Here is a 22,241-nt window from a genome sequence, read left to right on the forward strand (position 1 = left end):
TGCGCAAGCCGTTTAACGTTGTAACGTGTCCTAGGCGGCGTTTCGTCTTCTGCCCTGCTTTACTACTTTCGTTAGTCATAGAAAAAACAGGTTGATAACATGGGTAAAGATAAGGTAGAAATTTTTGACACAACACTAAGGGATGGCGAACAGGTACCTGGCTGTAAACTAGATACCGAGCAAAAATTGATCATTGCCGACCGATTGGACGAACTCGGGGTTGATGTGATCGAGGCAGGGTTCCCCATTTCCAGTCCCGGTGATTTCAAATCGGTGAACGAAATAGCCAAGTTGGTCAAAAATGCAAGGGTTTGTGGGCTTACCCGTGCGGTGAAAAAAGATATCGAAGTGGCTGCAGAAGCCATCAAAGATGCCAAAAGACCCAGAATCCATACCGGAATAGGAACTTCTGAATCACACATCAAGTATAAATTCAATTCTACACAGGACAAAATCATCGAGCGAGCGGTTGAAGCTGTGGCCTATGCCAAAACTTTTGTGGAAGATGTTGAGTTTTATGCTGAGGACGCCGGCCGTACCGATAATGAATTCTTGGCCCGCATATGTGAAGCGGCCATTAAAGCAGGTGCCACCGTTCTTAACATTCCAGATACCACTGGTTACTGCCTTCCCGAAGAGTACGGTGCCAAAATGAAGTATTTGAAGGAAAATGTCAAAGGCATTGATAAAGCCATCCTTTCCTGTCACTGCCACAACGATCTAGGTTTGGCCACCGCCAACTCCATTGCAGGGGTAATCAACGGAGCCCGACAAATTGAGTGTACCATCAACGGTATCGGTGAACGTGCCGGAAATACCTCCCTCGAAGAAGTGGTGATGGTGATGCGACAACACCCTCATTTAAATTTGGATACCGATATCAACAGTAAATTACTTTGGGATACGAGTACCATGGTTTCCCAAAAAATGGGAATGCCGGTACAACCCAATAAAGCCATCGTTGGTTCCAACGCCTTTGCGCACAGTTCCGGAATTCACCAAGATGGTGTCATTAAACGTAGGGAAACCTATGAAATCATCGACCCAAAAGATGTTGGGGTGAGTGAATCCTCCATTGTGCTGACCGCCCGTAGTGGTCGCGCAGCCTTGGCGTACCGAGCCAAAAAGGTAGGTTATGAGCTCACCAAACTCCAGTTGGACACGGTATATGAAAACTTCTTGAAGTACGCCGATGTGAAAAAGGAAATTGTGGACGAGGATATCCACGAAATTGTGGAGACCAGCAATATCGGGATGAAAAGCCTGGCATAAATCACACTTTGTGTATGACGTTTAAAATTGCATTGCTACCCGGTGATGGTGTAGGACCTGAGGTCCTGGCCCAAGCCGTGAAATGTTTGAAGGCCGTTGAGGAAACCTTTAACCAGCATTTTGTTTTCAAGGAGGCTCCTGTAGGTGCCGTTGCCATCGACAAGAAAGGGGTTCCCCTACCCGATGCCACACTCCAGTTGTGCAAGGAATCGGATGCCGTGCTGTTCGGCGCCATTGGTGATCCAAAATATGACACTAATCCCGATGCCAAGGTTCGCCCAGAACAAGGTTTGCTGCAATTGAGAAAAGAATTGGGACTTTTTGCGAATATCCGTCCGGTGATTTCCCATCCCACCTTATTGGACAAATCCCCTTTAAAAAGAAACATCATCGATGGAACTGATTTTGTAATCTATCGGGAACTGACGGGAGGAATTTATTTTGGGGAGAAAAAATTAAATCCGGAAGGTACCAAAGCTTCTGACCTTTGCGAGTATACCGAAGAAGAAATAAGTCGTATCACCCACTTGGCATTTAAGGCCGCGAAGGGCCGTAAAAAGAAATTGACCCTTGTGGACAAAGCCAATGTGCTGGAATCCTCCAGACTTTGGCGCAAAGTGGTCACCAAAATAGGGGAAAGCTACCCAGAAGTGGCTTTGGACTATTTGTTTGTGGACAATGCCGCTATGCAAATCATTCTCAATCCCAAACAGTTCGACGTTATTTTGACCGAGAACATGTTCGGAGACATCATTTCCGATGAGGGGAGTGTGATAGGTGGCTCCATTGGATTATTGGCTTCGGCTTCCATTGGAGAGGAAAGCGCCCTGTTTGAACCCATCCACGGTTCCTACCCACAAGCGAAGGGCAAGGATATCGCCAACCCGATTGCCTCCATCCTATCCGCAGCGATGCTTTTGGAACACCTGGGGCTTACCGAAGAGGCTTGGGCCGTAAAAAAAGCAGTGGACAAGTCACTGAAAAAGGGAATCGTCACACCCGACTTGAATAAGGAAAGTCAATATGGAACCAATCATGTTGGGGACTTTATTGCGCACAATATTGTGGATATTGAGGACGACACCCTAATGAACGATGAGAACATCCATTTGGGGAAATCCACCATTATCTAGTCCGTTTTCGTTGGGTTTTACTCGGAGGTCAGTTCTTGGATCGTTTTATTGAACTCTTCTTTGAACTCGACAAACTTTTCACCCGTAGCAGGTCCATTGAAACCAGTATGAATCTTTCGGACCTCTCCGCTTTTATCAATATAAATGGTGGTAGGATACGAAAGAATATGGTTCAGCATAGGTAGTTTTTCATTGGCCTTTTGCTTGTTCGACGTGCCATATTGCGCCAAGAGTATGGGATAGGGAACATCTTCCCGCTCCTGTAAACGTTGGATACCCTCAAAAGCCTTTTCTTCGGTTTTGGCATACTCAAATGCCAGCCCAACCAGTTGCAGGTCCAAGTCGGGATTGTTTTTGACAAAATCCACATAAAATCGGGTCTCATCCAAGCAATTGGGGCACCAAGTCCCCATTATTTGGACCAAAACCGCTTTGTCCTTGAACATGGGGTCGTCCAGACCCACCATTTCCCCGTCCGAATTGGGAAAGGTAAAATCGAATTTGTCATAACCTTCCCTCAAATAGGTCAATTCATTGGAATCCGGTAGCTCGAACGCCTCGTTTCTGGCCGCCATAAATTCTTCCACAGAATGGTTGCCCGAGTAAAACTTGCCGTTGAGCGTGCTATCCGTAACCTCTGCCAAAAAAAGGAAGACATGGGAGCCATCAAAGGCTGAAAGCTTCATGCTATCTCCCGTCACCACGCCATCCAAATAGCGGTAATCCCCAGTCTTTGTCCTAAAAGTTCCTTTTAATCGATTGCCATTCTGCATAAAAATACCCTTGGCCGCATATTCATCTTCCGTATTTACATCAAAATAGGTCTCCCAAATTCCCGAGAGGTTTACGGCCGCATCTTCATTCACCGTAAAGCGGTCCTGCTTGCCATAGGTCGCCACAAAAGGCACCCTCCTTTCCTTACTCTCCTCAATAAATTCGCCCGAAATCCGATCTGTGGTATAAGTACCTGTGATATGTCCTTCAAAAACGGGCATCCGAATATTGATGGAATCCCCATTGAAGGTAAATTCGTCAATGGTCACTACCTCTTCGGCGTTGAAGGCTTGCATCACATAGCCACCTTCCTCATTTTGGGAAAGCGTAAACTCAAAAGGCAATTGTTGTGACTCTGATACTTCGATTTTGGCCAACCAATCGCCGGTTGCCAATTTGGGCGCCTCTTCTTTTTTGCACGAGGCACATAAAATCACAAGCCCTGCTAACGCTATCCCGATTCTGTTCATAAAGTGAAAGATTTTACCTAAATGTAGGAAATACATTTTAAAACTTACCATTTCCTAGGTTTTATGGTTAGTATTATCGTTGAATCTGTTCCCCTATTGTTATATATTTGTGCCCTCTAAAAATGGGGTATGAAGATTTCTTATAACTGGTTGAAGCAATTTTTGCAAATTGATTGGGATGCTCAAAAAACAGGTGAACTTTTAACAGATCTGGGTCTGGAAGTTGAAGGCATCACCCAATTTGAATCAGTTAAAGGCGGTTTAAAGGGAATCGTAGTGGGCCACGTGCTTACTTGCGAGTCCCACCCTAATGCAGACCGCCTCAAGTTGACCACAGTGGATATTGGACAGGAAGCTCCCGTACAGATTGTTTGTGGGGCACCCAATGTGGCCGCTGGACAAAAAGTTCCTGTGGCAACCGTTGGCACTACCCTTTATACCAAAGAAGGCGAGGCTTGGGTAATCAAGAAAGGTAAAATCCGAGGAGAAGTGAGCCAGGGCATGATCTGTGCCGAAGATGAAATCGGTTTGGGCGAAAGCCATGACGGAATTATGGTTCTCAACGAGGAGCTGGTCCCAGGCACACCTTGCGCCAAAGTGTTCGATATTGAAAACGACGAGGTCTTTGAAATTGGCCTCACCCCTAACCGTGCCGATGCCATGAGCCATTTTGGCGTGGCCCGTGACCTAAAGGCAGGTCTCGAACAAAAAGAAATACAAAAAGAACTGGTTACTCCTTCGGTGAGTAATTTTTCCATTGACAACCGTTCCCTAAAAGTGGATGTGGAGGTTATGGAGAGCGATTTGGCTCCAAGATATTGTGGGGTTACCATCAACAATCTTGTTGTGCAGGATTCTCCCGATTGGTTAAAAAACAGGTTAAAAGCCATTGGTTTGGCACCGATAAACAATGTGGTGGACGTAACCAATTACGTGCTCCACGAATTGGGACAGCCTTTGCACGCATTTGATGCATCCAAAATAAAAGGCAGCAAGGTGGAGGTAAAAACGTTGCCGTCAGGAACCAAATTCACGACACTGGATGAAGTGGAGCGTGAGCTTCATGAAGACGACCTTATGATTTGTGACGCGGAAAAACCTATGTGCATCGCAGGGGTGTTCGGCGGACTGCATTCCGGGGTTACCGAGCACACTACCTCCATTTTCTTGGAAAGTGCCTATTTTGACCCGGTTTCCATTAGGAAAACGGCCAAAAGACATGGTTTGAATACCGACGCCTCCTTCCGATTTGAAAGGGGCATCGATATCAATTTGACGAAATACGCCCTAAAAAGAGCTGCGTTGCTAATCCGGGAGATTGCCGGTGGCTACATCACTTCCGAAATTGTTGACCTGTTCCCCAAAAAGCCGCAAGAAAGACAAGTATTTCTGACCTTTAACAAAATCAACTCCTTGATAGGACAGGAAATCCCGAGGGATACCATAAAATCCATCCTATCGTCTTTGGAGATACGAATCAACAACGTAACGGAATCAGGCCTTGGACTGACCATCCCTACCTACCGGGTAGATGTGACACGTGAAGTGGATGTCATCGAGGAAATCTTGCGTGTGTATGGTTACAACAATATCGATTTCAAGGAAAAACTAAATGCGAGTATTGCCAAAACTTCCCGTTTTGAAAATTACCGTATCCAAGATGTGGTCGGAAACCTACTGGCCTCCAAAGGTTTCTATGAAATTATGACCAATAGTTTGGTTGCGAACACCATGAGTTCGGAAGAAGATGGTGCCGTTCAAATGCTGAACCCTTTGAGTTCCGATTTATCCGTGCTGCGTACGTCCATGCTGCATTCCGGGCTTCAAACGGTGAGCTATAACCACAACCGTCAAAAAACGGATCTCAAATTGTTCGAGTTCGGAAAAACATACCACAAAGTGGATGGGGCGTACCAAGAAAACCAACACTTGGCATTGTTCGTTTCTGGTGATCGAACACAAAGTAGCTGGGCGGTCGCTCCGAAAAAATCCGAATTCTTCTATTTGAAAGGTATCGTCGAAAATGTTTTTGAACGTTTGGGCGTAAGGGATTTGGACACTCAGCCGTTGGGCAATGCTGATTATTCGGAGGGCATCTCCTACACCAAAAATGATACGGTCTTGGTTTCCCTTGGTTTGGTAAGCAGAGCTGCGCTGAAGCAATTTGACATCAAACAGGAAGTATTTTATGCTGATTTGAATTGGGATGCATTATTAAAATTGGTAAGTACCCAAAATGTAGTCTTCAAGGAAATACCAAAATTCCCCGAGGTAACCCGTGACTTTGCGCTGTTGTTGGATGAATCGGTTTCTTTCCAAAAAGTATATGACATCGCTTGGAAGACAGAAAGAAAGCTACTTAAAAAAGTGAATCTGTTTGATGTGTATACTGGAAACAACCTTCCAGAAGGCAAGAAATCCTATGCGGTAAGCTTCACGCTCATGGATGAAAAGAAGACGCTTACTGACAAACAAATCGATAAGATTATGGGCAAACTATTGGCCCAATATCAAAAGGAGTTAGGAGCAGAACTTCGTTAATTACATTTGGGCAGGGAGAATCACGCTGTCGATTTCGTGAACCACACCCTCATTTTCCAGATTAAGGTCGGCGGCAGTGATTCGTGCCGTATTGCCAACAGGATCGGTCAAAACGATGTCATAGCCATCCAAATGGGCTGTCAATTTTTTGCCTTGAACCGTTGTGAAAGTTGCGACGCCATTTCCTCTTCCGATGGCCCGGAGCATGCGGGACGCAGTTAATTGCCCTGCAACAATATGGTAAGATAGCAGTGATTTTAATGCTCTCTTGTCCTCCGCATTGATCATTTCCGACATTTTTTGACTCGAAAACTTCTCAAAAGCCGCATCTGAAGGTGCAAAAATGGTGAAGGGCCCCGATTTCTGGAGTAAGGCACCAAGCTCTGTGGCATTTACCGCACTCAATAAAATGGTGTGATTTCCCAACCTACTGGCATACGAAAGTGCATTGGAAGTGCTTTGGGCTGAAGCAATTAGCGAAAAAACAAAACAGACGATACAAAGAAACTTCGTTGCGGGGGCACTCATAAGGTTGGTTAAATTTTAGGGCTTGAACGATTTAGTATGCTTTTACGATTAACTACCAAAAACGTCGATAAGATACACCTTTTTTATTGACATCTGTGAGTTTTTATAGGCCTCAAAATCCATTTAACAAAAACTTAACATCGGATTATATGACAATTGTCAGTATCGAAAATTCAATTCCTTAAATTTGAGTAGATTACTAAAAAAAAGCTGCATGATTTTGAAAGGAACCAACATTGCCCAAAAGCTTCGGAAAAGCAGGGAGAAAAACGGAAACGGCGAACACATTTTGGCCGAGGTCAAACAAATTTTAAGCAACGATGCTCAAAAAGAAGAGCAGATAGCCCAACAATTGAGCTCCAAGAACAACACTCTTTCCAACGACTTTGATTTTGACCTTTTGGAAACAGATAAGATTTTCCACATTGATCAAATCAAGGAGATTTGTATCGATTATCGATTGCGGTTCTTGGACAGTTCTTATTTTAAAGGGAAGATTCCTCAGGCCGCCATTTCCAAAATCAAACATTTGGAAGCTGCACACCACACCGAAATCAAAGGATTTAAGATAATGGCACCGTCCAAATTGTTCCGTTTGGAGGACAAGGACGACCCATTGCTCTTTGCTCCCATCGGTAACGATTATTTTTACTTGATCCACAAATGGGGGAACGATTTACATCCCTTGCGCAAATTGTTCGCATGGCCGTTTAAGAACGTTTCCAATCTTATCTTGGTTGTGGTATTGCTCAGCTATCTGGTTACCTTGATGGTACCCGAAGGGCTGTTCTCCAAGAAAAGCTCCACGGCCGAATTTTGGATCATTTACTTCTTTATGTTCAAAAGTATTGCTTCCGTGGTGATATTCTACGGTTTTGCCCTTGGTAAAAACTTTAATCCAGCCATCTGGAAAAGCAAGTATTTTAACGCTTAAGCGGTAACGGCATACATTTTTTCACGCTGCTCTTTGATGGACTTGTCCGACATATAGTCATCAAAGGTCAGGTAGCGGTCAATGGCGCCATTGGGCGTCAATTCAATAATTCTGTTTGCCACGGTGTTCACAAACTCGTGATCGTGCGTGGTGAGCAGAATTGTTCCTTTAAAGTTTTTTAGGGAGTTGTTGAACGCGGTGATGCTTTCCAAGTCCAAGTGGTTGGTAGGTTCGTCCAACATCAACACATTGGCGCGAAGCATCATCATACGACTGAGCATACAGCGTACCTTTTCACCTCCGGAGAGTACCGTACATTTTTTCAACGCTTCCTCACCGCTAAACAGCATTTTTCCAAGGAATCCCCTTAGGTATACCTCTTCCCGCTCTTCTTCTGTCTTGGCCCATTGACGGAGCCAGTCCACCAAATTCACATCATCTTGGAAAAATTCCGAGTTATCTGCGGGCAAATAGGATTGGGTGGTCGTAACCCCCCACTGATACTTTCCATTCGCGGCCTTGGTTTTCCCGGCGATAATATCGTAAAAAGCGGTAGTTGCTCGGGAATCCTTGGAAAGGATGGCCACTTTGTCTCCCTTGGCCAAGTTGATGTTCACATCCTTGAACAATAGGTCGCCATCTTCTGAAGTAGCGGTCAATTTTTCCACATTCAGGATTTGGTCCCCCGCTTCCCTCTCACGGTCAAAGATAATGGCAGGATATCTTCTGCTGGATGGTTTGATGTCTTCCACCTTCAACTTGTCCAACATCTTTTTACGCGAAGTAGCCTGCTTGCTTTTCGCCACGTTGGCGCTAAATCGCTGGATAAATTCCTGTAGTTCCTTGGCCTTCTCTTCTGCCTTTTTGTTTTGCTGCGCCCTTTGCCTTGCAGCAAGTTGACTACTCTCGTACCAGAAGGTGTAGTTTCCTGAGAATAGATTGATTTTTCCAAAGTCGATATCCGCAATGGTGGTACAAACGGCATCCAAAAAGTGCCTGTCGTGAGAGACCACGATAACGGTATTGTCGTAATTGGCCAGGAAATTTTCCAACCAATTGATGGTTTCGTAGTCCAGGTCGTTGGTAGGCTCGTCCATGATCAGCACATCGGGATTTCCGAACAAGGCTTGCGCCAAGAGCACCCGTACCTTTAGTTTGGAATCCAAGTCGGCCATATTGGTGTAGTGCAGGTCTTCCGTAATCCCAAGGTTGGATAACAATGCAGCGGCATCACTGTCAGCGTTCCACCCGTTCATTTCCTCGAATTCGACCTGTAGCTCGCCAATCTTTTCCGCATTTTCATCGGTGTAATCGGCATAAAGGGCATCGATTTCCTTCTTGATTTTGTACAGGGGCTTGTTGCCCATCACCACAGTTTCCAGCACTGGATATTCGTCGTATGCGTTATGGTTCTGCTCCAAAATAGACATACGCTTTCCTGGCTCCAAGTGCACATGGCCCGAGGTAGGATCTATCTGCCCGGATAAAATTTTAAGAAAGGTAGATTTACCGGCCCCGTTGGCACCGATAATACCGTAACAATTCCCTTGGGCAAAGGTTACATTGACCTCATCGAACAAAACTCTTTTGCCAAACTGTACGGATAAATTCGATACTGATAACATGCAACTATCTTTATTTTTTGCAAAAGTAGCTAAATACGATTCCACATTCTAATTTAAAACGGCATATTTGAACGATGGAAAAATACCGTTTAACAACATTTAACGACCCCTTAACAAGTTAGGCTTCTTGGGTTGCTTACATTTGAAAGTCAATTGAATGGTCCCCTATATATGGTAAGATTTTTACTCGGCCTCACCTTGGTAGCTTCTATCGTATCGTGTTCTGATGCCCCAGAAAACGGTTCTACAGTTTTTTTCGGTGGCGAAATCGTGAATCCAACCAGCAATTATGTGGTGCTATACCACAACGATTCTTATGTGGACTCCGTACAATTGGACGATAAAAACCACTTTTTGTTCCAACTAGACAGCATTGAAGAAGGACTTTACCATTTTGACCATAGCCCCGAACTGCAATATGTTTACCTTTCTGAAGGGGACAGCCTTTTGGCCCGTTTGAATACCGTCGAGTTTGACGAATCACTGGTATATTCCGGCACAGGAAGCGAAATCAACAACTTTTTGATAGAGATTTTCCTTGCGATTGAGGAAGAAGAGCCTTTGATCAATGAATATTTCAACCTAGACCCTGAAACGTTTAGCGAAAAAATAGATTCACTACATACTGTCAAAGTGGCTTTGCTGAACGAATTGAATGCAGACAATGGGTTTACCCCAAGGGCACTGTCCATGGCAGAGGCTTCCATTGACTACAACACTTACATCAACAAGGAAAAATATCCGTTTTACCATAAAAAAGGAACTGGCGAAGAAACCATCCACGAACTTCCCGAAGAATTTTATGGGTATCGCACAAACATTGACCTGAACAATAAGGACCTCACCTACTTTAGGCCTTATTTCGATTTTATGAAGTGGCATTTTGGCAATGTGGCTTACATGACCTGCTTGGAAGATTGCTCCAACAATAAAAAACCGGTGAGCGACCGCCTACACTTTAATAAGCACAAGCTTGCTTTGGTGGACAGTATTGTGAAGCAACCTGAGTTAAGGGACATTCTTTTCAGGAATATTGCGATGGATTATCTGCTTCGCGAGCACACACCAAGTGAAGAGGCTACCGTTTTTATTGAAAAGTTCAAATCACTTTCCACCAATAACGAACACCAAGAGGAAATCGATTTGCTTTACAATGGCATCAAAAACCTCCAACCCAATACCACAGTCCCCGATATTGCTGTAAAGGACATCAACAATGAGGCGATTTCCCTAAAAACATTGGCCAATGATAAAAAGAACACCGTATTTTATTTTTGGACTGCCGACCAAAAGAAGCATTTTATCAATGTGAACACACACATTACTTCTTTGGAGAAAAAATATCCGCATTACAATTTTGTGGGCATCAACCTTAGGACCAACTTTGCGCAGTGGAAACAGCTTATGGACGAGTACAAACTCGATGCGGGCAAGCATTACCATGGCGATAATTTTAAGGATTTGCAAATGGCCATGATTATTGATGGTCTCAACAAATGCGTGATTGCCAAGGACACTTTGGTGGTCGATGGTTTTGCCAATCTCTACACTTCGCTGTAAATAAAAAAAGCCCCGAACTTTCATTCAGGGCCATTCAATCTTTAGGACTCTACCAACTAGGAGTTTCCTTTTTTGTAATCTTCCAAGAATTTGGCCAAGCCAATATCGGTCAATGGGTGTTTCAACAATCCATCGATAGACGACAATGGACCTGTCATCACATCGGCACCAAGTTTCGCACAATCGATCACGTGCATGGTGTGACGGATGGATGCGGCCAATATTTGGGTCTCAAAACCGTAATTGTCATAAATCAAACGGATTTCGGCGATCAAATTAAGGCCGTCGGTAGAAATATCGTCCAATCGTCCCAAGAAAGGGGATACGTATGTGGCTCCTGCCTTAGCGGCCAATAGCGCCTGCCCTGGCGAGAATACCAAAGTGCAATTGGTACGGATACCCTTATCCGAAAAATATTTTAATGCCTTTACCCCATCCTTGATCATGGGTACTTTCACTACAATCTGTTCGTGCAGCTCGGCCAACTCCTCACCTTCTTTTATGATTTCCTTAAACTCCGTGGCCACTACCTCGGCAGAAACATCACCATCCACAATGTTGCAGATGTCCACGTAATGTTTCAAAATATTATCCTTTCCGGTGATGCCTTCCTTCGCCATTAGGGAAGGGTTGGTGGTCACACCGTCCAAAACACCAAGTTCTTGGGCTTCCTTAATTTGGTCAAGATTGGCAGTATCAATAAAAAACTTCATTTCTTACTATTTATATTTGGTTCACTAATCCCCTAAAATTACAACTTATAATGGTCGAGGAGTAATTTTTCGTAGACTTTGTCGGGTAAAATCTTTTTTAACCTAAGGGAGAATTTTTGTAAAAATGCACCTACGGGGTTGTGTATCTTCGGCTTTTTCTGGTTGATGATCTTGTACACGGCCTCCGCTACCTGTATTGGGTCTCCCCCACTGTCCACATCCGCATTGATGGCGTTTAGGGTCTGTTGGTATTTTTCTTGGTAGGCAGAGCCTTCGATAACCGGTGCATGGTACCTGCCCGATGCAATATTGGTAGCAAAATCACCGGGAGCCACATTGGTAATGGTCACGCCAAAATCCTTGGTTTCCATGCGTAGGGCCTCGGTAAGGATGCCCAACGCACCTTTGGTGGCGGAGTAGAATCCTCGATAAGGTAATCCCATGTAACCCGCAATGGAGGTGATGTTGATAATAGCCCCGCTGCCCTGCTTGCGCATTTGCGGCAAAACGGCCTTCATTACATGCACAGGACCATGAAAATTGGTGTCGAACACGCGCAATATCTCTTCGTGTGGGGTTTCTTCAATGGGTCCGGTAATGCCAACCCCAGCGTTGTTTATCAAAACATCCAATCTATTCTCTTTGGAAATGACATTGGAAACGGCCTTTTGGATGCTTTCCACATCCGTTACATCCAATTGAACTAATTCAAAAGCCTTAAAATCGTGATAGTTTTTTGGATTGCGCGTAGTACCGTAAACCGTAAACCCTTTTTGGACCAAGTAGGTCCCGATGGATTTACCAATACCTGAAGAACCGCCGGTGATCAGTACAACTTTTTTATCCATGATCAGCTGATTTTTGGGTACAAAAAAGGGCAAGCTACCTACATCGCACCGCTACGACCACATACCCTTGCTGCGTTCCCGCCCTGGGGGATTCTGCAGGAGCTGGTCGTGTAGGACTTGCCCGGCTGCAAATATACGACCTTTTAAATTTGTGGCAATCCCAATACATTCTTAATTTCGAAGATTCAGGAGTAACAATTTATGATACAAGCAATAAAAAATATGGGCAAACTTTTTTTCGCAACCGGGGCCTTGCTCTTCTTTTTGGCCTGCGGTGGCAATGCCGACCCGGCCAAGCATTTTTCCATCCAACTGGAAAACAAGGCCATACAGCAAAACCAGCAATTGGGAGTAGCCCTCAAGAACAAAAAGGACATTGAAATATCGGACCTACGCTATTATATTGACGGAAAGGAAATGCCCGTTGAAAACGGTAAGTTGACCCTTGACCTCCCCACCTTGGGCAACAAAACCTTGGTGGCAAAGTTCAATATTGAAGACCAAAACGTCTCGGTAGAAAAAGACTTCCGCTTATTGGCCGCTTCTGCACCGGAAGTGTACACCTACGAAATCCTGAATACCTACCCACACGATACCGGGGCCTACACCCAAGGACTGGAATTCCACGATGGCATCTTGTACGAAGGCACAGGGAAAACAGGTTTTTCTACGCTCCGAAAGGTCGATTTTGAAACCGGCGAGGTACTGCAAAAAATTGATATGGACGCTTCGGTCTTTGGTGAAGGCATTACGATCATGGATGGTAAGCTGTACCAATTGACCTGGCAAAGTGGGATGGGATATGTGTACGATATCGAGACTCTGGAGAAAATCAAAAACTTTACCTATGGTAAAAGCCGCGAAGGATGGGGTTTGTGCAACGATGGCGAGAAACTTTATAAAAGTGACGGCACCGAAAAAATCTGGTTTTTAGATCCTGAGACCTTGGAAGAGACCGGCCATATCGAAACCGTGACCAATAAGTCCATTTTTAACCGTGCCAACGAGTTGGAGTACGTGAACGGTAAAATTTATGCCAATGTGTACCAAAAACAGAGCATGATGATCATAGATGCCACCTCCGGCGCCATTGAGGGTGTGATCAACTTTGGCGGACTTCAAAGCCAAGTAACCAGAGGGCCGGAATGGGATGAAGGCAACTCTGTACTGAACGGCGTGGCCTACCACCCCGAACGGGAAACCTTTTTTGTGACAGGCAAAAACTGGGACAAGCTGTTTGAGGTGAAAATCCTTAAAAAATAGGGATGAAGACCTACTCGGAAGCTTTTGATGTGGTGCCCAACGACCTGGACGACCTCAACCATGTGAACAATATCCGCTACGTGGAATGGATCCAAGAGATTTCCAAGAGGCACTGGAACCATGTGACCACCGAAGCCATACAGCAATCCTTGATTTGGGTGGTGCGCAACCACAACATTACCTATCATAAATCGGCCGTGCTCGGGAACACCATACTCATCACTACCTACATAGCAAAGAACCAAGGGCCTATTTCCACAAGGGTGGTGGAAATCAAAAACAAGGAAACCGACGAGCTACTGGTGAAAGCGGTTACGGAGTGGTGCCTGCTAGATGCCAAAACCTTTAGGCCCAAACGGGTGCCGGAGGAAATTCAGGCACTATTCTTATAGGGTACACCCCAATTCGTAGCAAAAAATACTACCCCATGGGTCAAATAGCTGCAATTCATCGAATTTTCGCCCAATCTCCTTAATTCCAGTCACCTAAATTTTGATGCTTTCCCAACAAATTGTAATATAGGGTAACCAATAAACCGGACTAAACCTATATTCTGAACTAACTGAGCACGAAAAACCCCCGATTTACATCTCATTTTCATCTTGATGGAACGCCACGGAAAGTACGCTTTCAAACGGCCGTTTCGCATTCAAAAAGCAATCCTTAAAAAATGGGTGTTTTGTTACACTCCATTTCGATTTAACGAATTTTTAGGGGAAAATGTAAGAAAAATAGCTGTTTTGATGTGAAACCCCTAGTTTTTTTAAGGGAAAACTGTAATGAGATTTTTTTGTGCCTTAGTAACTTGCAATCAGGAATTTGCACATGGAATATACCTACAACATCATCGACTCGGACGCCTCCTCAAAATTGCAGTTGCAATTGTATTTGGAGGAGTACGATGATTTTGTTTGTGCCAGCGAAGACACCAACGCTTCAGCAGGTCTAAATTCCATTTTAAAGTACAATCCCGATGTGGTGCTCGTCAATTTGGGCGAAGATGGCCTAAGCTACTTTCAAATGGTAACGGAACTGAATCAGTACATGCAGTCCTTACCTATTATTATAGGATACGCCAAAACCAAGAAGTTCGCCTACAATGCCATTAAAAGCGGCTTTTTTGATTATTGGATCCTGCCACACAACGAGTTCGATATTCGTAAGACCATTTTACGACTGCGCAAATTGCACCCAAAGCACGATACGCCATCCACCATTTGCCTTAAATCCTATAAGGATTACCGGTATTTGGACACCCAAAACATCCTGTATCTCAAATCGGATAACAATACCACGGACTTTTTTATGAAGGACGGTAGCATCATCAGTGCATTCAAGACCTTAAAGTCCTTCGAGGAAAAGTTGCCCAAGAATTTTATTCGCGTACACCAAAGCTACATTATCAATAGTGTATATGTCTCCCGTATCAATTATGGGAAATCCATCTGTAGTCTAAGATGCGGGGAAGAACAGGAACTCCCCTTCTCCAAAACCTATAAGGATAAGGTAGACAGCCTTAAGAACATGCTCTCCAAAACCTCGGCAAAGGCCCTTAATTAGCAAAATTCTTGCAGATTGTGGTAAAATTCTAACAGATTACCACAGAATACTACGCTCTTTTCAAATACAGCGTGGCCATCCCCATTGCGAAATACTTTAGCTGCATAAACCTAATTTTTACACCTAAAAACCTATAATTATGAAAAAAGTATTTAGCATTTTGGCCCTTGCACTATTGACCACTGGATTTTACTCTTGCGAAACGGAAACCGACGTACAGGACACCGAAGCCATGTTTGAACAACTGACCCTTGATCAGAATGCGACTGATGGTGATGATGCAGACAAGGACTCAAGAGGTAGTAATTAAATTTGAATGCTTTCTGCCAATACCAACTTTTACAAAAACATTATACTGATTGTACTTCTTGTTGTTGCTCTTTTTTATCAAAGGGATGAATCCCAAGTAGTCGATAACAACGCTTTGGATAGACAAGAAACGCTATCTGAAGACTATCAGAAGGGATCCTATGAATATCGAGTACATCTCGGATTTATAGAACGCAGCGAGCGACGATTGCAAAAAAGCCGCAACGACAGTCGACAACTGTAAGGAAGATTTAACATAACACCCAGCCCCAAACCGATACCGTTTTGGGGCTTTTTTGTTACCTTGGAACTAGTAACCACTTGGAAAATTTGAAAAACGGAGCCTTCATATTAGTATTACTGCTTGTTTTGGGCTGTAAACAGCAGGCATCCAACGATGAAACGGTGCGGAACCCCAAGGTCGACTCCATTCAACAACTGCTGACTATTGCCAAGACCGCCAAAGAATTATCACCCGATGAACGCAGAACCTATATTCAAGATGCAGAGGTACAGGCCTTGACCCTTTCCAAGGATTCCACCCGATTGGAGCAACTTTCCCAAGTGTCTCTTGCGTATTTGAAATTGAAAGATTCTATGGGTTTCCGGCAGTCCAACGCCAAACTTTTAGAATTATCCAAAGAAGCCGAGGCCAGCAAAATTTCAGGGTATTCCAATTGGGATTTGGGGGATTTTTTTGAGACCTATGGAGCAATGGACAGTGCTTTTTACCATTACCGAAAAGCCCTGGAGAGTTTTGATTGATTGCCCAAAGACTCCACCTCTCAATCCTTAAAAGCGCGTATGCTATATAATATGTCAAGGGTACAGGATGCCTACAAGGATTATTTGGGCGGTGAAATAAGTGCTGCCGCTGCCATAGAAATCTTTGATGAGCTGGACGATGATTATCGCTTATACAACACCTATAATATGTTGGGCATCTTGGCCAACGGCTTAGGCAATAGCCAAAAAGCGATAGAATCCTATGAAAAAGCCCGCACATATCTTGAAAACTCGGATAGGGAAAACAAAACCCGATTGCTATGGCAACTGCAAAATAATATTGCAAACACCTATCAATATGATGGAGATTATGAAATGGCCAAAGAGAATTTTCAGGAATTATTCACTAATCAAAAATTAAAGGAAGACGTACCAGATTTATATGAAAAGGTATTGGGAAGTTATGCGTTTTCGGTACTCAAAACCGAGAAGGACACTGAAAAGGCCGAGGAATTGTTACAGGAGGCCTTTACCATAAACGCTGCAACTGGTGACCTCTACGACAGGGCCAGGCTGCATTATTACTATTCCGAGGTTTTGGCGGCCAAGGGAGATACCCTCAATGCCATTGCCAATGCCAACGAATCCTACAACATTGCCAAGGAAACCTATAACAATGATCGCGCCTTGGATGCCCTGCGGTTGCTCACCCGGTTGGATACGGTACATGCCGCCTCCTATGCCGAGCAGTACTACCAACTCAACGACATTGTACAGGAAGAGGAACGCACCAAACGGGATAAATTTGGCCGTATCCGCATGGAGACGGACGACATTATCGAAGAGAACAAGATCCTGACGCAGGAAAAGCAGATTTGGATACTATCCTCCACCCTAATGCTATTGTTCGGGGTAACCGCCTTCATCATTATTTCCCTGTATATAAGCAACAACCGCTTAAAGTTTAAACAGCGACAACAGGAAAGCAACCAAGAAATCTACAACCTGATGCTCGCCCAACAAGGAAAATTGCAGGAGGGCAAGCAAATGGCCCAAAAACGAATTTCGGAGGAGCTCCACGATGGCATTCTGGGCGAAATGTTGGGTATCCGGTTGATGTTGAGCGGCCTTAACGATCGCGAGGACCAGGCCTCCATGGAACAAAGGGCCATGTTCATTGAAAAACTTCAGGCCGTTGAGGAGGAAATCCGAACCATTTCCCATGAGCTGAACAATGAAGCCTACAAAAAATTTCATAATTTTATCGTGTCGTTGGAAGACATGATCAGCGGTATCGAAAAGTCATCCGGTATTTCCTGTACCTTCGACTACGACAAAAAGGTACCTTGGGACAATTTGCTGGGCGATATCAAGATCAACGCCTTCAGGGTAGTCCAAGAGGCACTAAAAAACTGTGTGAAACACGCAAAAAGCGAAAACGTGTCCATTTCCTTTCAACTGGTGGACGATATGTTAAAGCTCAATATCTCGGATGATGGTGTTGGCTTTGATCCAAACCGAGCGAAAAAAGGAATTGGCCTGAAGAACATTATATCCAGAGTCAAAAAAATAAAAGGTAAAGTGGATTTTGACAGCAAACCTGGCCACGGAACCATTATAAAAATACAGATACCCGCTTCTTATGTGGAACACACCGTTCCGAAAACATCGATAGCGGTAAACGCATAAACAACTCCCCCAAATTAATAGTAATACCTACCATGAAAACACTGAGAATACTAGCCATCGATGATCATGAAATGACCATGCTCGGGTACAAGTTCATACTCGAGGGCATCGATTTTGACGGTCACAAGATCATAGTGGACACCGCAACTTCCTTCGAAGCTGGCAAACAATTGATCGAGGAATCCGCAAAAACCTTTAGGTATGATATCTTGTTTTTGGATGTTCAATTATTTGCCCCTAACGAAGACCAACCGCACAGTGGGGAAGATTTGGGCATCTTGGCCAGAAAGATCGTACCGGAAAGCAAGATTGTTTTTATGTCCTCCTTTAGCGACAACTTTAGGATCAACAGTATTCTTAAGTCCGTAGATCCGGACGGTTATTTGGTAAAAACGGATATTGACCCCAAAACCTTGGAAGATGCCGTGCGGACCATTATGCTGGACCCGCCCTACTACTCTTCCAAAGCGCTTGGCGCCATCAGAAAAAAGATGGCCAACAACATAGATCTTGATGAGAAAGACAAGCAAATCCTTTACCATTTGTCCAAAGGGACCAAAACCAAGGATTTGGAAAAATTCATCAGGCTTTCCCCCTCCTCCATCGAAAACAGAAAACGTCATTTAAGAACCTTGTTCGGTACAGAAAACGAGAACGATTTGGCGTTGATATTGGCAGCAAAAAACAAAGGCTTTATTTGACCATCAATGCGCTAAACGCAGCCTTACTTTTCGTTTTGTGGTAGGATTATGGGCCAAAAATCCTTAAAAATCCTACAAACTGGGGGAAATCCATAGAATTTTTAAGGATTATCTGCAATCCAAAATCAAAGATTCATCCTAATTTTATGTAGAAAGAATAGTAGAATCCAATCTATAGCTACATGTCATCCCCTAACAAACGAAACAGCAGATACAAAGGTCCAAAAACCTATGTGGCCACCGATGGTCTGGACGACTTTCTAAAAGTATTGGAAAAGTACTTTTTTGCCACAGCCAAAGTGCAGTGTAAGCAGGATTTTCAAAACAACAGAACGGATTTGATCATCCACCTTCATCATAACTTTGGAATAGCCGAATGTCTTCGACATTTTAACGATGGGAATTGGGGCAGCTATGATTTTGCCGAAGACTGCCAATCCAGTATCTCCACTAAACTGGCCAAGGCCTTGGAGACGCTAAACCAAGAAAGTACCTATCCTACGGATATTCTGGAACTTTCCTTGCATTTTGAGGATACTTCCATCATCATCTCACGATTGTTCAAGCATAGCATCACCGAACAGGCCAGCGATATACTGACCGCTGTTGGCAAGCACTTTGTCTACTTTACCAAAGGGCTCACCGAAATGCCCTATGAAATCTTTGTTCCTGTTTTTGAGGATACCGCCACGGTCGGCACCAGTGTTTCAACTCAGGAGGAAGATAGCCCAATCAGTTATTTTGACTATTGGGGCCTCTATTTTGACCGCGGGGATGGGCAGGAAGCCTACATTTATTCCCTTCACCAGAAAAAATTGTACGAAGAGAGCATTTTTCTCTTCGAGTAAAAATTTCCACTAGCAATTACTAAGCACTGAACAGAGGTCGCGATTTCATTAAATCGTTGACCTTTTGTTTTATGGAAGCTATTTTGGTTTCGTTCTCCGGGTCGGTCAGGATTTCGTCGATAAAGCCCACAATGATCTCCATATCGGCCTCTTTTAAGCCTCTGGTGGTGATTGCAGAGGTTCCGAAACGGATTCCTGACGTAACAAAAGGTGATTTATCATCAAAAGGCACCATGTTCTTGTTGGCTGTGATATCCGCATGCTCCAATACCTTTTCGGCATCTTTACCAGTGATATTTTTGTTTCGGAGGTCGATCAACATCATGTGGTTGTCGGTACCCCCAGAAATTACTTTGTAATCCCTGTCCATAAACGCCTTCGCCATGGCGGCAGCGTTCTTTTTCACTTGGACCATGTAGTGGAGGAATTCGTCAGAAAGGGCTTCCCCAAACGCAACGGCTTTGGCTGCGATAATGTGCTCCAACGGTCCGCCTTGATTACCAGGGAATACTGCCAAATCCAATAGGGCCGACATTTTTCTCAGGTTTCCGTTCTTTAGTTTGATACCAAACGGATTGTCAAAATCCTCACCCATCAAAATAAGTCCTCCACGTGGACCACGGAGTGTTTTGTGTGTTGTGGTGGTCACAATATGGCAATGGGGAATCGGGTCGTTCAAAATACCTTTGGCAATCAATCCAGAAGGATGCGATATATCTGCCAACAAGATAGCTCCTACGCTATCGGCAATTTCACGGAAACGCTTAAAATCCATGTCCCTGGAATAAGCTGAAGCACCGGCAATGATCAGTTTGGGTTGCTCCTTTTCGGCAATCTCTTGGATTTTGTCGTAGTTCAAAAGTCCGGTTTCCTCATCTACCCCATAAAACACAGGGTTGTACAATTTACCGGAAAAGTTCACAGGCGAACCATGGGTCAAGTGTCCGCCGTGGGAAAGGTCAAACCCCAAAATGGTATCACCTGCATTGAGGCACGCATGGTAAACAGAAGCATTGGCCTGTGAACCGGAGTGCGGCTGTACATTGGCGTAAGCGGCACCGAACAACTCCTTGGCACGGTCTATCGCCAACTGTTCCACTTGGTCAACAATTTCGCAACCGCCATAATAACGCTTTCCTGGGTAGCCTTCAGCATATTTGTTGGTAAGTACGGAGCCAGCGGCCTCCATCACTTGCGGACTTACAAAGTTCTCGGAAGCAATCAGTTCTATACCTTCCAGCTGCCTATCGTTTTCTTGCGCTATCAGTTCAAAAATCTTTTGGTCTCGTTGCATGTTGCCCATAGTTTAATTAAGGGCGTAAAATTACGAATTGAAAGGGGATTTATCCGCATAAAAAAGCCAATGAGGGCTAATTTTATCAAACGGAAATTAACAATTATGTTAGTTTACCATCCTTCCAAAAATCCCCCATTTACAACCTTTTTATCCAAGATATACTACCGTTCATCCTTTTTCGTTTATAGATTGGGGATTTTTGGCACAGCTATTGGATTCCCCTAACCAAATCAAAAAGTAGATGACCATGAGAAAACTTTTACTCTTACTTACAGTTATGGTTCTTGGCGCCTGTAGTGGTGTTAAAAAAACGCAAGAGGCCCTGAATACGGGAAATTACAATGCGGCAATGAACAAGGCCATTAAAAATTTGGCCGAGAACAAGACCAAAAAAGGGCATCAGCAGTTTATTGTACTATTAGAAGAGGCCTTTGCCAAAAATGCGGCCAGAGAGCAACAAGAAATTGCATTCCTTCAGAATGATGGAAATCCAGCAAACTTGGAATCCATCTACAATAAATATGTTCAACTGAAGCAAATACAGGAACGGATTCGTCCCCTGTTACCGCTGTATATTGTTGATGAAGGAAGGGATGCCCGATTCAATTTTGTGAACTACGACAATCAAATCTTGAATACCAAGGATGACCTATCCGAGCATTTGTATCAGAATGCCCTCAACCTTTTGGCCTCGGCCAAATACAAATCCGATTATCGAGCCGCCTATGATGATTTGAAGTACTTGCAGGAAATCAATCCTGGGTATAGGGAAACGGTGGCCAAAATGGATGAGGCCTATAACAAAGGGCTCGAATTTGTACGTGTGGAGATTGCCAATCAGACCCAACAGATCATCCCAGAACGTTTGGAGGCCGAATTATTGGATTTTAATGCCTTTGGAATTGAAAATTTTTGGTTGCAGTACCATACTAATCCGTTGGAAAACATTAATTATGATTATGCGATGAACCTAGATTTTATGGAAATCAATATTTCCCCAGAGCGTATCAACGAAACCCAAGTCATTAAGGAAAGACAGATCAAGGACGGTTGGGAATACCTTTTGGACCAAGATGGTAATGTGGTGAAGGATAGTTTGGGCAACAAGATAAAAGTGGATAAAATGCGAACCGTTACTTGTAAGTTGTTCCAATTTACCCAATTCAAAAGTGCCCAAATTGGGGCCAAGGTAAGCTTTACCAATTTAAGGGATGGACAGGTCATCAACTCCTACCCCCTATCCAGTGAGTTTGTCTTTGAGCATATCTTTGCGAATTACCAAGGGGATAAAAGAGCGTTGGAAGACGATTTGCTATTGTACCTGAACGCTAGGGAGGTACCGTTTCCGTCCAACGAGCAAATGGTGTACGATGCTGGCGAAGACTTAAAACTGCGCCTCAAAAATATTGTCTCGAGGTATCAGTTCAATTAAAAGAAAGTGTCACATCGA

At 44.0% G+C, this 22,241-nt stretch carries 21 protein-coding genes and 1 other RNA gene; 15 read left to right on the plus strand and 7 right to left on the minus strand.

Annotation, left to right across the window (positions count from 1 at the left end; genetic code table 11):
- Nucleotides 1-99: 99 nt before the first annotated feature.
- Both ABNE31_RS12370 and leuB read left to right on the plus strand, forming a co-directional pair.
- Nucleotides 100-1,272 (plus strand): 2-isopropylmalate synthase, encoded by a 1,173-nt coding sequence (locus tag ABNE31_RS12370; RefSeq protein ID WP_349351358.1) that lies wholly within the window; start codon nucleotides 100-102, stop codon nucleotides 1,270-1,272.
- A 14-nt stretch (nucleotides 1,273-1,286) separates the two neighbouring features.
- Nucleotides 1,287-2,405 carry a 3-isopropylmalate dehydrogenase gene (gene leuB, locus ABNE31_RS12375; protein ID WP_349351359.1) on the plus strand — a complete coding sequence of 373 codons (1,119 nt, stop codon included), beginning with the start codon at nucleotides 1,287-1,289 and terminating at the stop codon, nucleotides 2,403-2,405.
- A 17-nt stretch (nucleotides 2,406-2,422) separates the two neighbouring features.
- Here the strand turns inward: leuB and ABNE31_RS12380 are convergent, their stop codons facing one another.
- Complete coding sequence (locus ABNE31_RS12380) at nucleotides 2,423-3,649, minus strand: TlpA disulfide reductase family protein (RefSeq protein ID WP_293282425.1); 1,227 nt, start codon at nucleotides 3,647-3,649, stop codon at nucleotides 2,423-2,425.
- Between the two features lie 129 nt (nucleotides 3,650-3,778).
- Here ABNE31_RS12380 and pheT point away from each other — a divergent pair, with 129 nt between their 5' ends.
- Nucleotides 3,779-6,190, plus strand: a complete 2,412-nt coding sequence (pheT, locus tag ABNE31_RS12385; RefSeq protein WP_349351360.1) for a phenylalanine--tRNA ligase subunit beta — start codon at nucleotides 3,779-3,781, stop codon at nucleotides 6,188-6,190.
- Here pheT and ABNE31_RS12390 read toward each other — a convergent pair whose 3' ends face one another.
- The gene (locus tag ABNE31_RS12390) at nucleotides 6,191-6,718 is read right to left on the minus strand and encodes a fasciclin domain-containing protein (RefSeq protein WP_179383880.1); all 528 of its coding nucleotides are present in this window, start codon (nucleotides 6,716-6,718) and stop codon (nucleotides 6,191-6,193) included. It lies immediately after the preceding gene.
- A gap of 214 nt (nucleotides 6,719-6,932) precedes the next feature.
- Between ABNE31_RS12390 and ABNE31_RS12395 the strand changes: the two genes are divergently transcribed.
- On the plus strand, nucleotides 6,933-7,652 hold the full coding sequence (locus tag ABNE31_RS12395; RefSeq protein ID WP_179383881.1) for a hypothetical protein: 720 nt from the start codon (nucleotides 6,933-6,935) through the stop codon (nucleotides 7,650-7,652).
- On the opposite strand, the gene ABNE31_RS12400 is transcribed toward ABNE31_RS12395, so the two are convergent.
- Complete coding sequence (locus ABNE31_RS12400) at nucleotides 7,649-9,277, minus strand: ATP-binding cassette domain-containing protein (protein WP_293282422.1); 1,629 nt, start codon at nucleotides 9,275-9,277, stop codon at nucleotides 7,649-7,651. The two genes, ABNE31_RS12395 and ABNE31_RS12400, sit on opposite strands and share 4 nt — an antisense overlap.
- 171 nt (nucleotides 9,278-9,448) lie before the next feature.
- Here ABNE31_RS12400 and ABNE31_RS12405 point away from each other — a divergent pair, with 171 nt between their 5' ends.
- Nucleotides 9,449-10,837 (plus strand): transaldolase, encoded by a 1,389-nt coding sequence (locus ABNE31_RS12405; RefSeq protein ID WP_349351361.1) that lies wholly within the window; start codon nucleotides 9,449-9,451, stop codon nucleotides 10,835-10,837.
- 56 nt (nucleotides 10,838-10,893) lie between these two features.
- On the opposite strand, the gene fsa is transcribed toward ABNE31_RS12405, so the two are convergent.
- The 3 genes from fsa to ffs form a co-directional block, all read right to left on the minus strand.
- Nucleotides 10,894-11,550 carry a fructose-6-phosphate aldolase gene (gene fsa / locus ABNE31_RS12410; RefSeq protein ID WP_127141719.1) on the minus strand — a complete coding sequence of 219 codons (657 nt, stop codon included), beginning with the start codon at nucleotides 11,548-11,550 and terminating at the stop codon, nucleotides 10,894-10,896.
- Between the two features lie 38 nt (nucleotides 11,551-11,588).
- Nucleotides 11,589-12,398 (minus strand): SDR family oxidoreductase, encoded by an 810-nt coding sequence (locus ABNE31_RS12415; protein ID WP_349351362.1) that lies wholly within the window; start codon nucleotides 12,396-12,398, stop codon nucleotides 11,589-11,591.
- A gap of 24 nt (nucleotides 12,399-12,422) precedes the next feature.
- Nucleotides 12,423-12,521, minus strand: an RNA gene (ffs, locus tag ABNE31_RS12420) — signal recognition particle sRNA small type.
- 99 nt (nucleotides 12,522-12,620) lie between these two features.
- Here ffs and ABNE31_RS12425 point away from each other — a divergent pair.
- The 9 genes from ABNE31_RS12425 (at nucleotide 12,621) to ABNE31_RS12465 (ending at nucleotide 19,494) form a co-directional block, all read left to right on the plus strand.
- Nucleotides 12,621-13,661, plus strand: a complete 1,041-nt coding sequence (locus ABNE31_RS12425) for a glutaminyl-peptide cyclotransferase (RefSeq protein ID WP_349351363.1) — start codon at nucleotides 12,621-12,623, stop codon at nucleotides 13,659-13,661.
- A gap of 2 nt (nucleotides 13,662-13,663) precedes the next feature.
- A complete protein-coding gene (locus ABNE31_RS12430) occupies nucleotides 13,664-14,053 on the plus strand; it encodes an acyl-ACP thioesterase domain-containing protein (RefSeq protein WP_349351364.1) in 390 nt (129 codons plus the stop codon).
- 433 nt (nucleotides 14,054-14,486) lie between these two features.
- Nucleotides 14,487-15,221 carry a LytTR family DNA-binding domain-containing protein gene (locus ABNE31_RS12435; RefSeq protein WP_293282418.1) on the plus strand — a complete coding sequence of 245 codons (735 nt, stop codon included), beginning with the start codon at nucleotides 14,487-14,489 and terminating at the stop codon, nucleotides 15,219-15,221.
- A gap of 139 nt (nucleotides 15,222-15,360) precedes the next feature.
- The gene (locus ABNE31_RS12440) at nucleotides 15,361-15,531 is read left to right on the plus strand and encodes a hypothetical protein (RefSeq protein WP_349351365.1); all 171 of its coding nucleotides are present in this window, start codon (nucleotides 15,361-15,363) and stop codon (nucleotides 15,529-15,531) included.
- Nucleotides 15,532-15,537: 6 nt separating this feature from the next.
- Nucleotides 15,538-15,774, plus strand: a complete 237-nt coding sequence (locus ABNE31_RS12445; RefSeq protein WP_349351366.1) for a hypothetical protein — start codon at nucleotides 15,538-15,540, stop codon at nucleotides 15,772-15,774.
- 77 nt (nucleotides 15,775-15,851) lie between these two features.
- Nucleotides 15,852-16,295: a hypothetical protein gene (locus ABNE31_RS12450; protein WP_349351367.1), complete on the plus strand. Its 444-nt coding sequence runs from the start codon at nucleotides 15,852-15,854 to the stop codon at nucleotides 16,293-16,295.
- Between the two features lie 39 nt (nucleotides 16,296-16,334).
- On the plus strand, nucleotides 16,335-17,945 hold the full coding sequence (locus tag ABNE31_RS12455; RefSeq protein WP_349351368.1) for an ATP-binding protein: 1,611 nt from the start codon (nucleotides 16,335-16,337) through the stop codon (nucleotides 17,943-17,945).
- Between the two features lie 32 nt (nucleotides 17,946-17,977).
- Nucleotides 17,978-18,646: a response regulator transcription factor gene (locus ABNE31_RS12460; protein WP_179383890.1), complete on the plus strand. Its 669-nt coding sequence runs from the start codon at nucleotides 17,978-17,980 to the stop codon at nucleotides 18,644-18,646.
- A gap of 182 nt (nucleotides 18,647-18,828) precedes the next feature.
- Complete coding sequence (locus ABNE31_RS12465) at nucleotides 18,829-19,494, plus strand: hypothetical protein (RefSeq protein ID WP_349351369.1); 666 nt, start codon at nucleotides 18,829-18,831, stop codon at nucleotides 19,492-19,494.
- A 19-nt stretch (nucleotides 19,495-19,513) separates the two neighbouring features.
- Here ABNE31_RS12465 and glyA read toward each other — a convergent pair whose 3' ends face one another.
- Complete coding sequence (gene glyA / locus ABNE31_RS12470; RefSeq protein ID WP_293288802.1) at nucleotides 19,514-20,788, minus strand: serine hydroxymethyltransferase; 1,275 nt, start codon at nucleotides 20,786-20,788, stop codon at nucleotides 19,514-19,516.
- A 250-nt stretch (nucleotides 20,789-21,038) separates the two neighbouring features.
- On the opposite strand from glyA, the gene ABNE31_RS12475 reads away from it, so the two are divergent.
- Complete coding sequence (locus ABNE31_RS12475) at nucleotides 21,039-22,223, plus strand: hypothetical protein (RefSeq protein ID WP_293282408.1); 1,185 nt, start codon at nucleotides 21,039-21,041, stop codon at nucleotides 22,221-22,223.
- Nucleotides 22,224-22,241 lie beyond the last annotated feature (18 nt).

This window comes from Flagellimonas sp. MMG031 (assembly GCF_040112705.1).
Taxonomy (GTDB): domain Bacteria; phylum Bacteroidota; class Bacteroidia; order Flavobacteriales; family Flavobacteriaceae; genus Flagellimonas.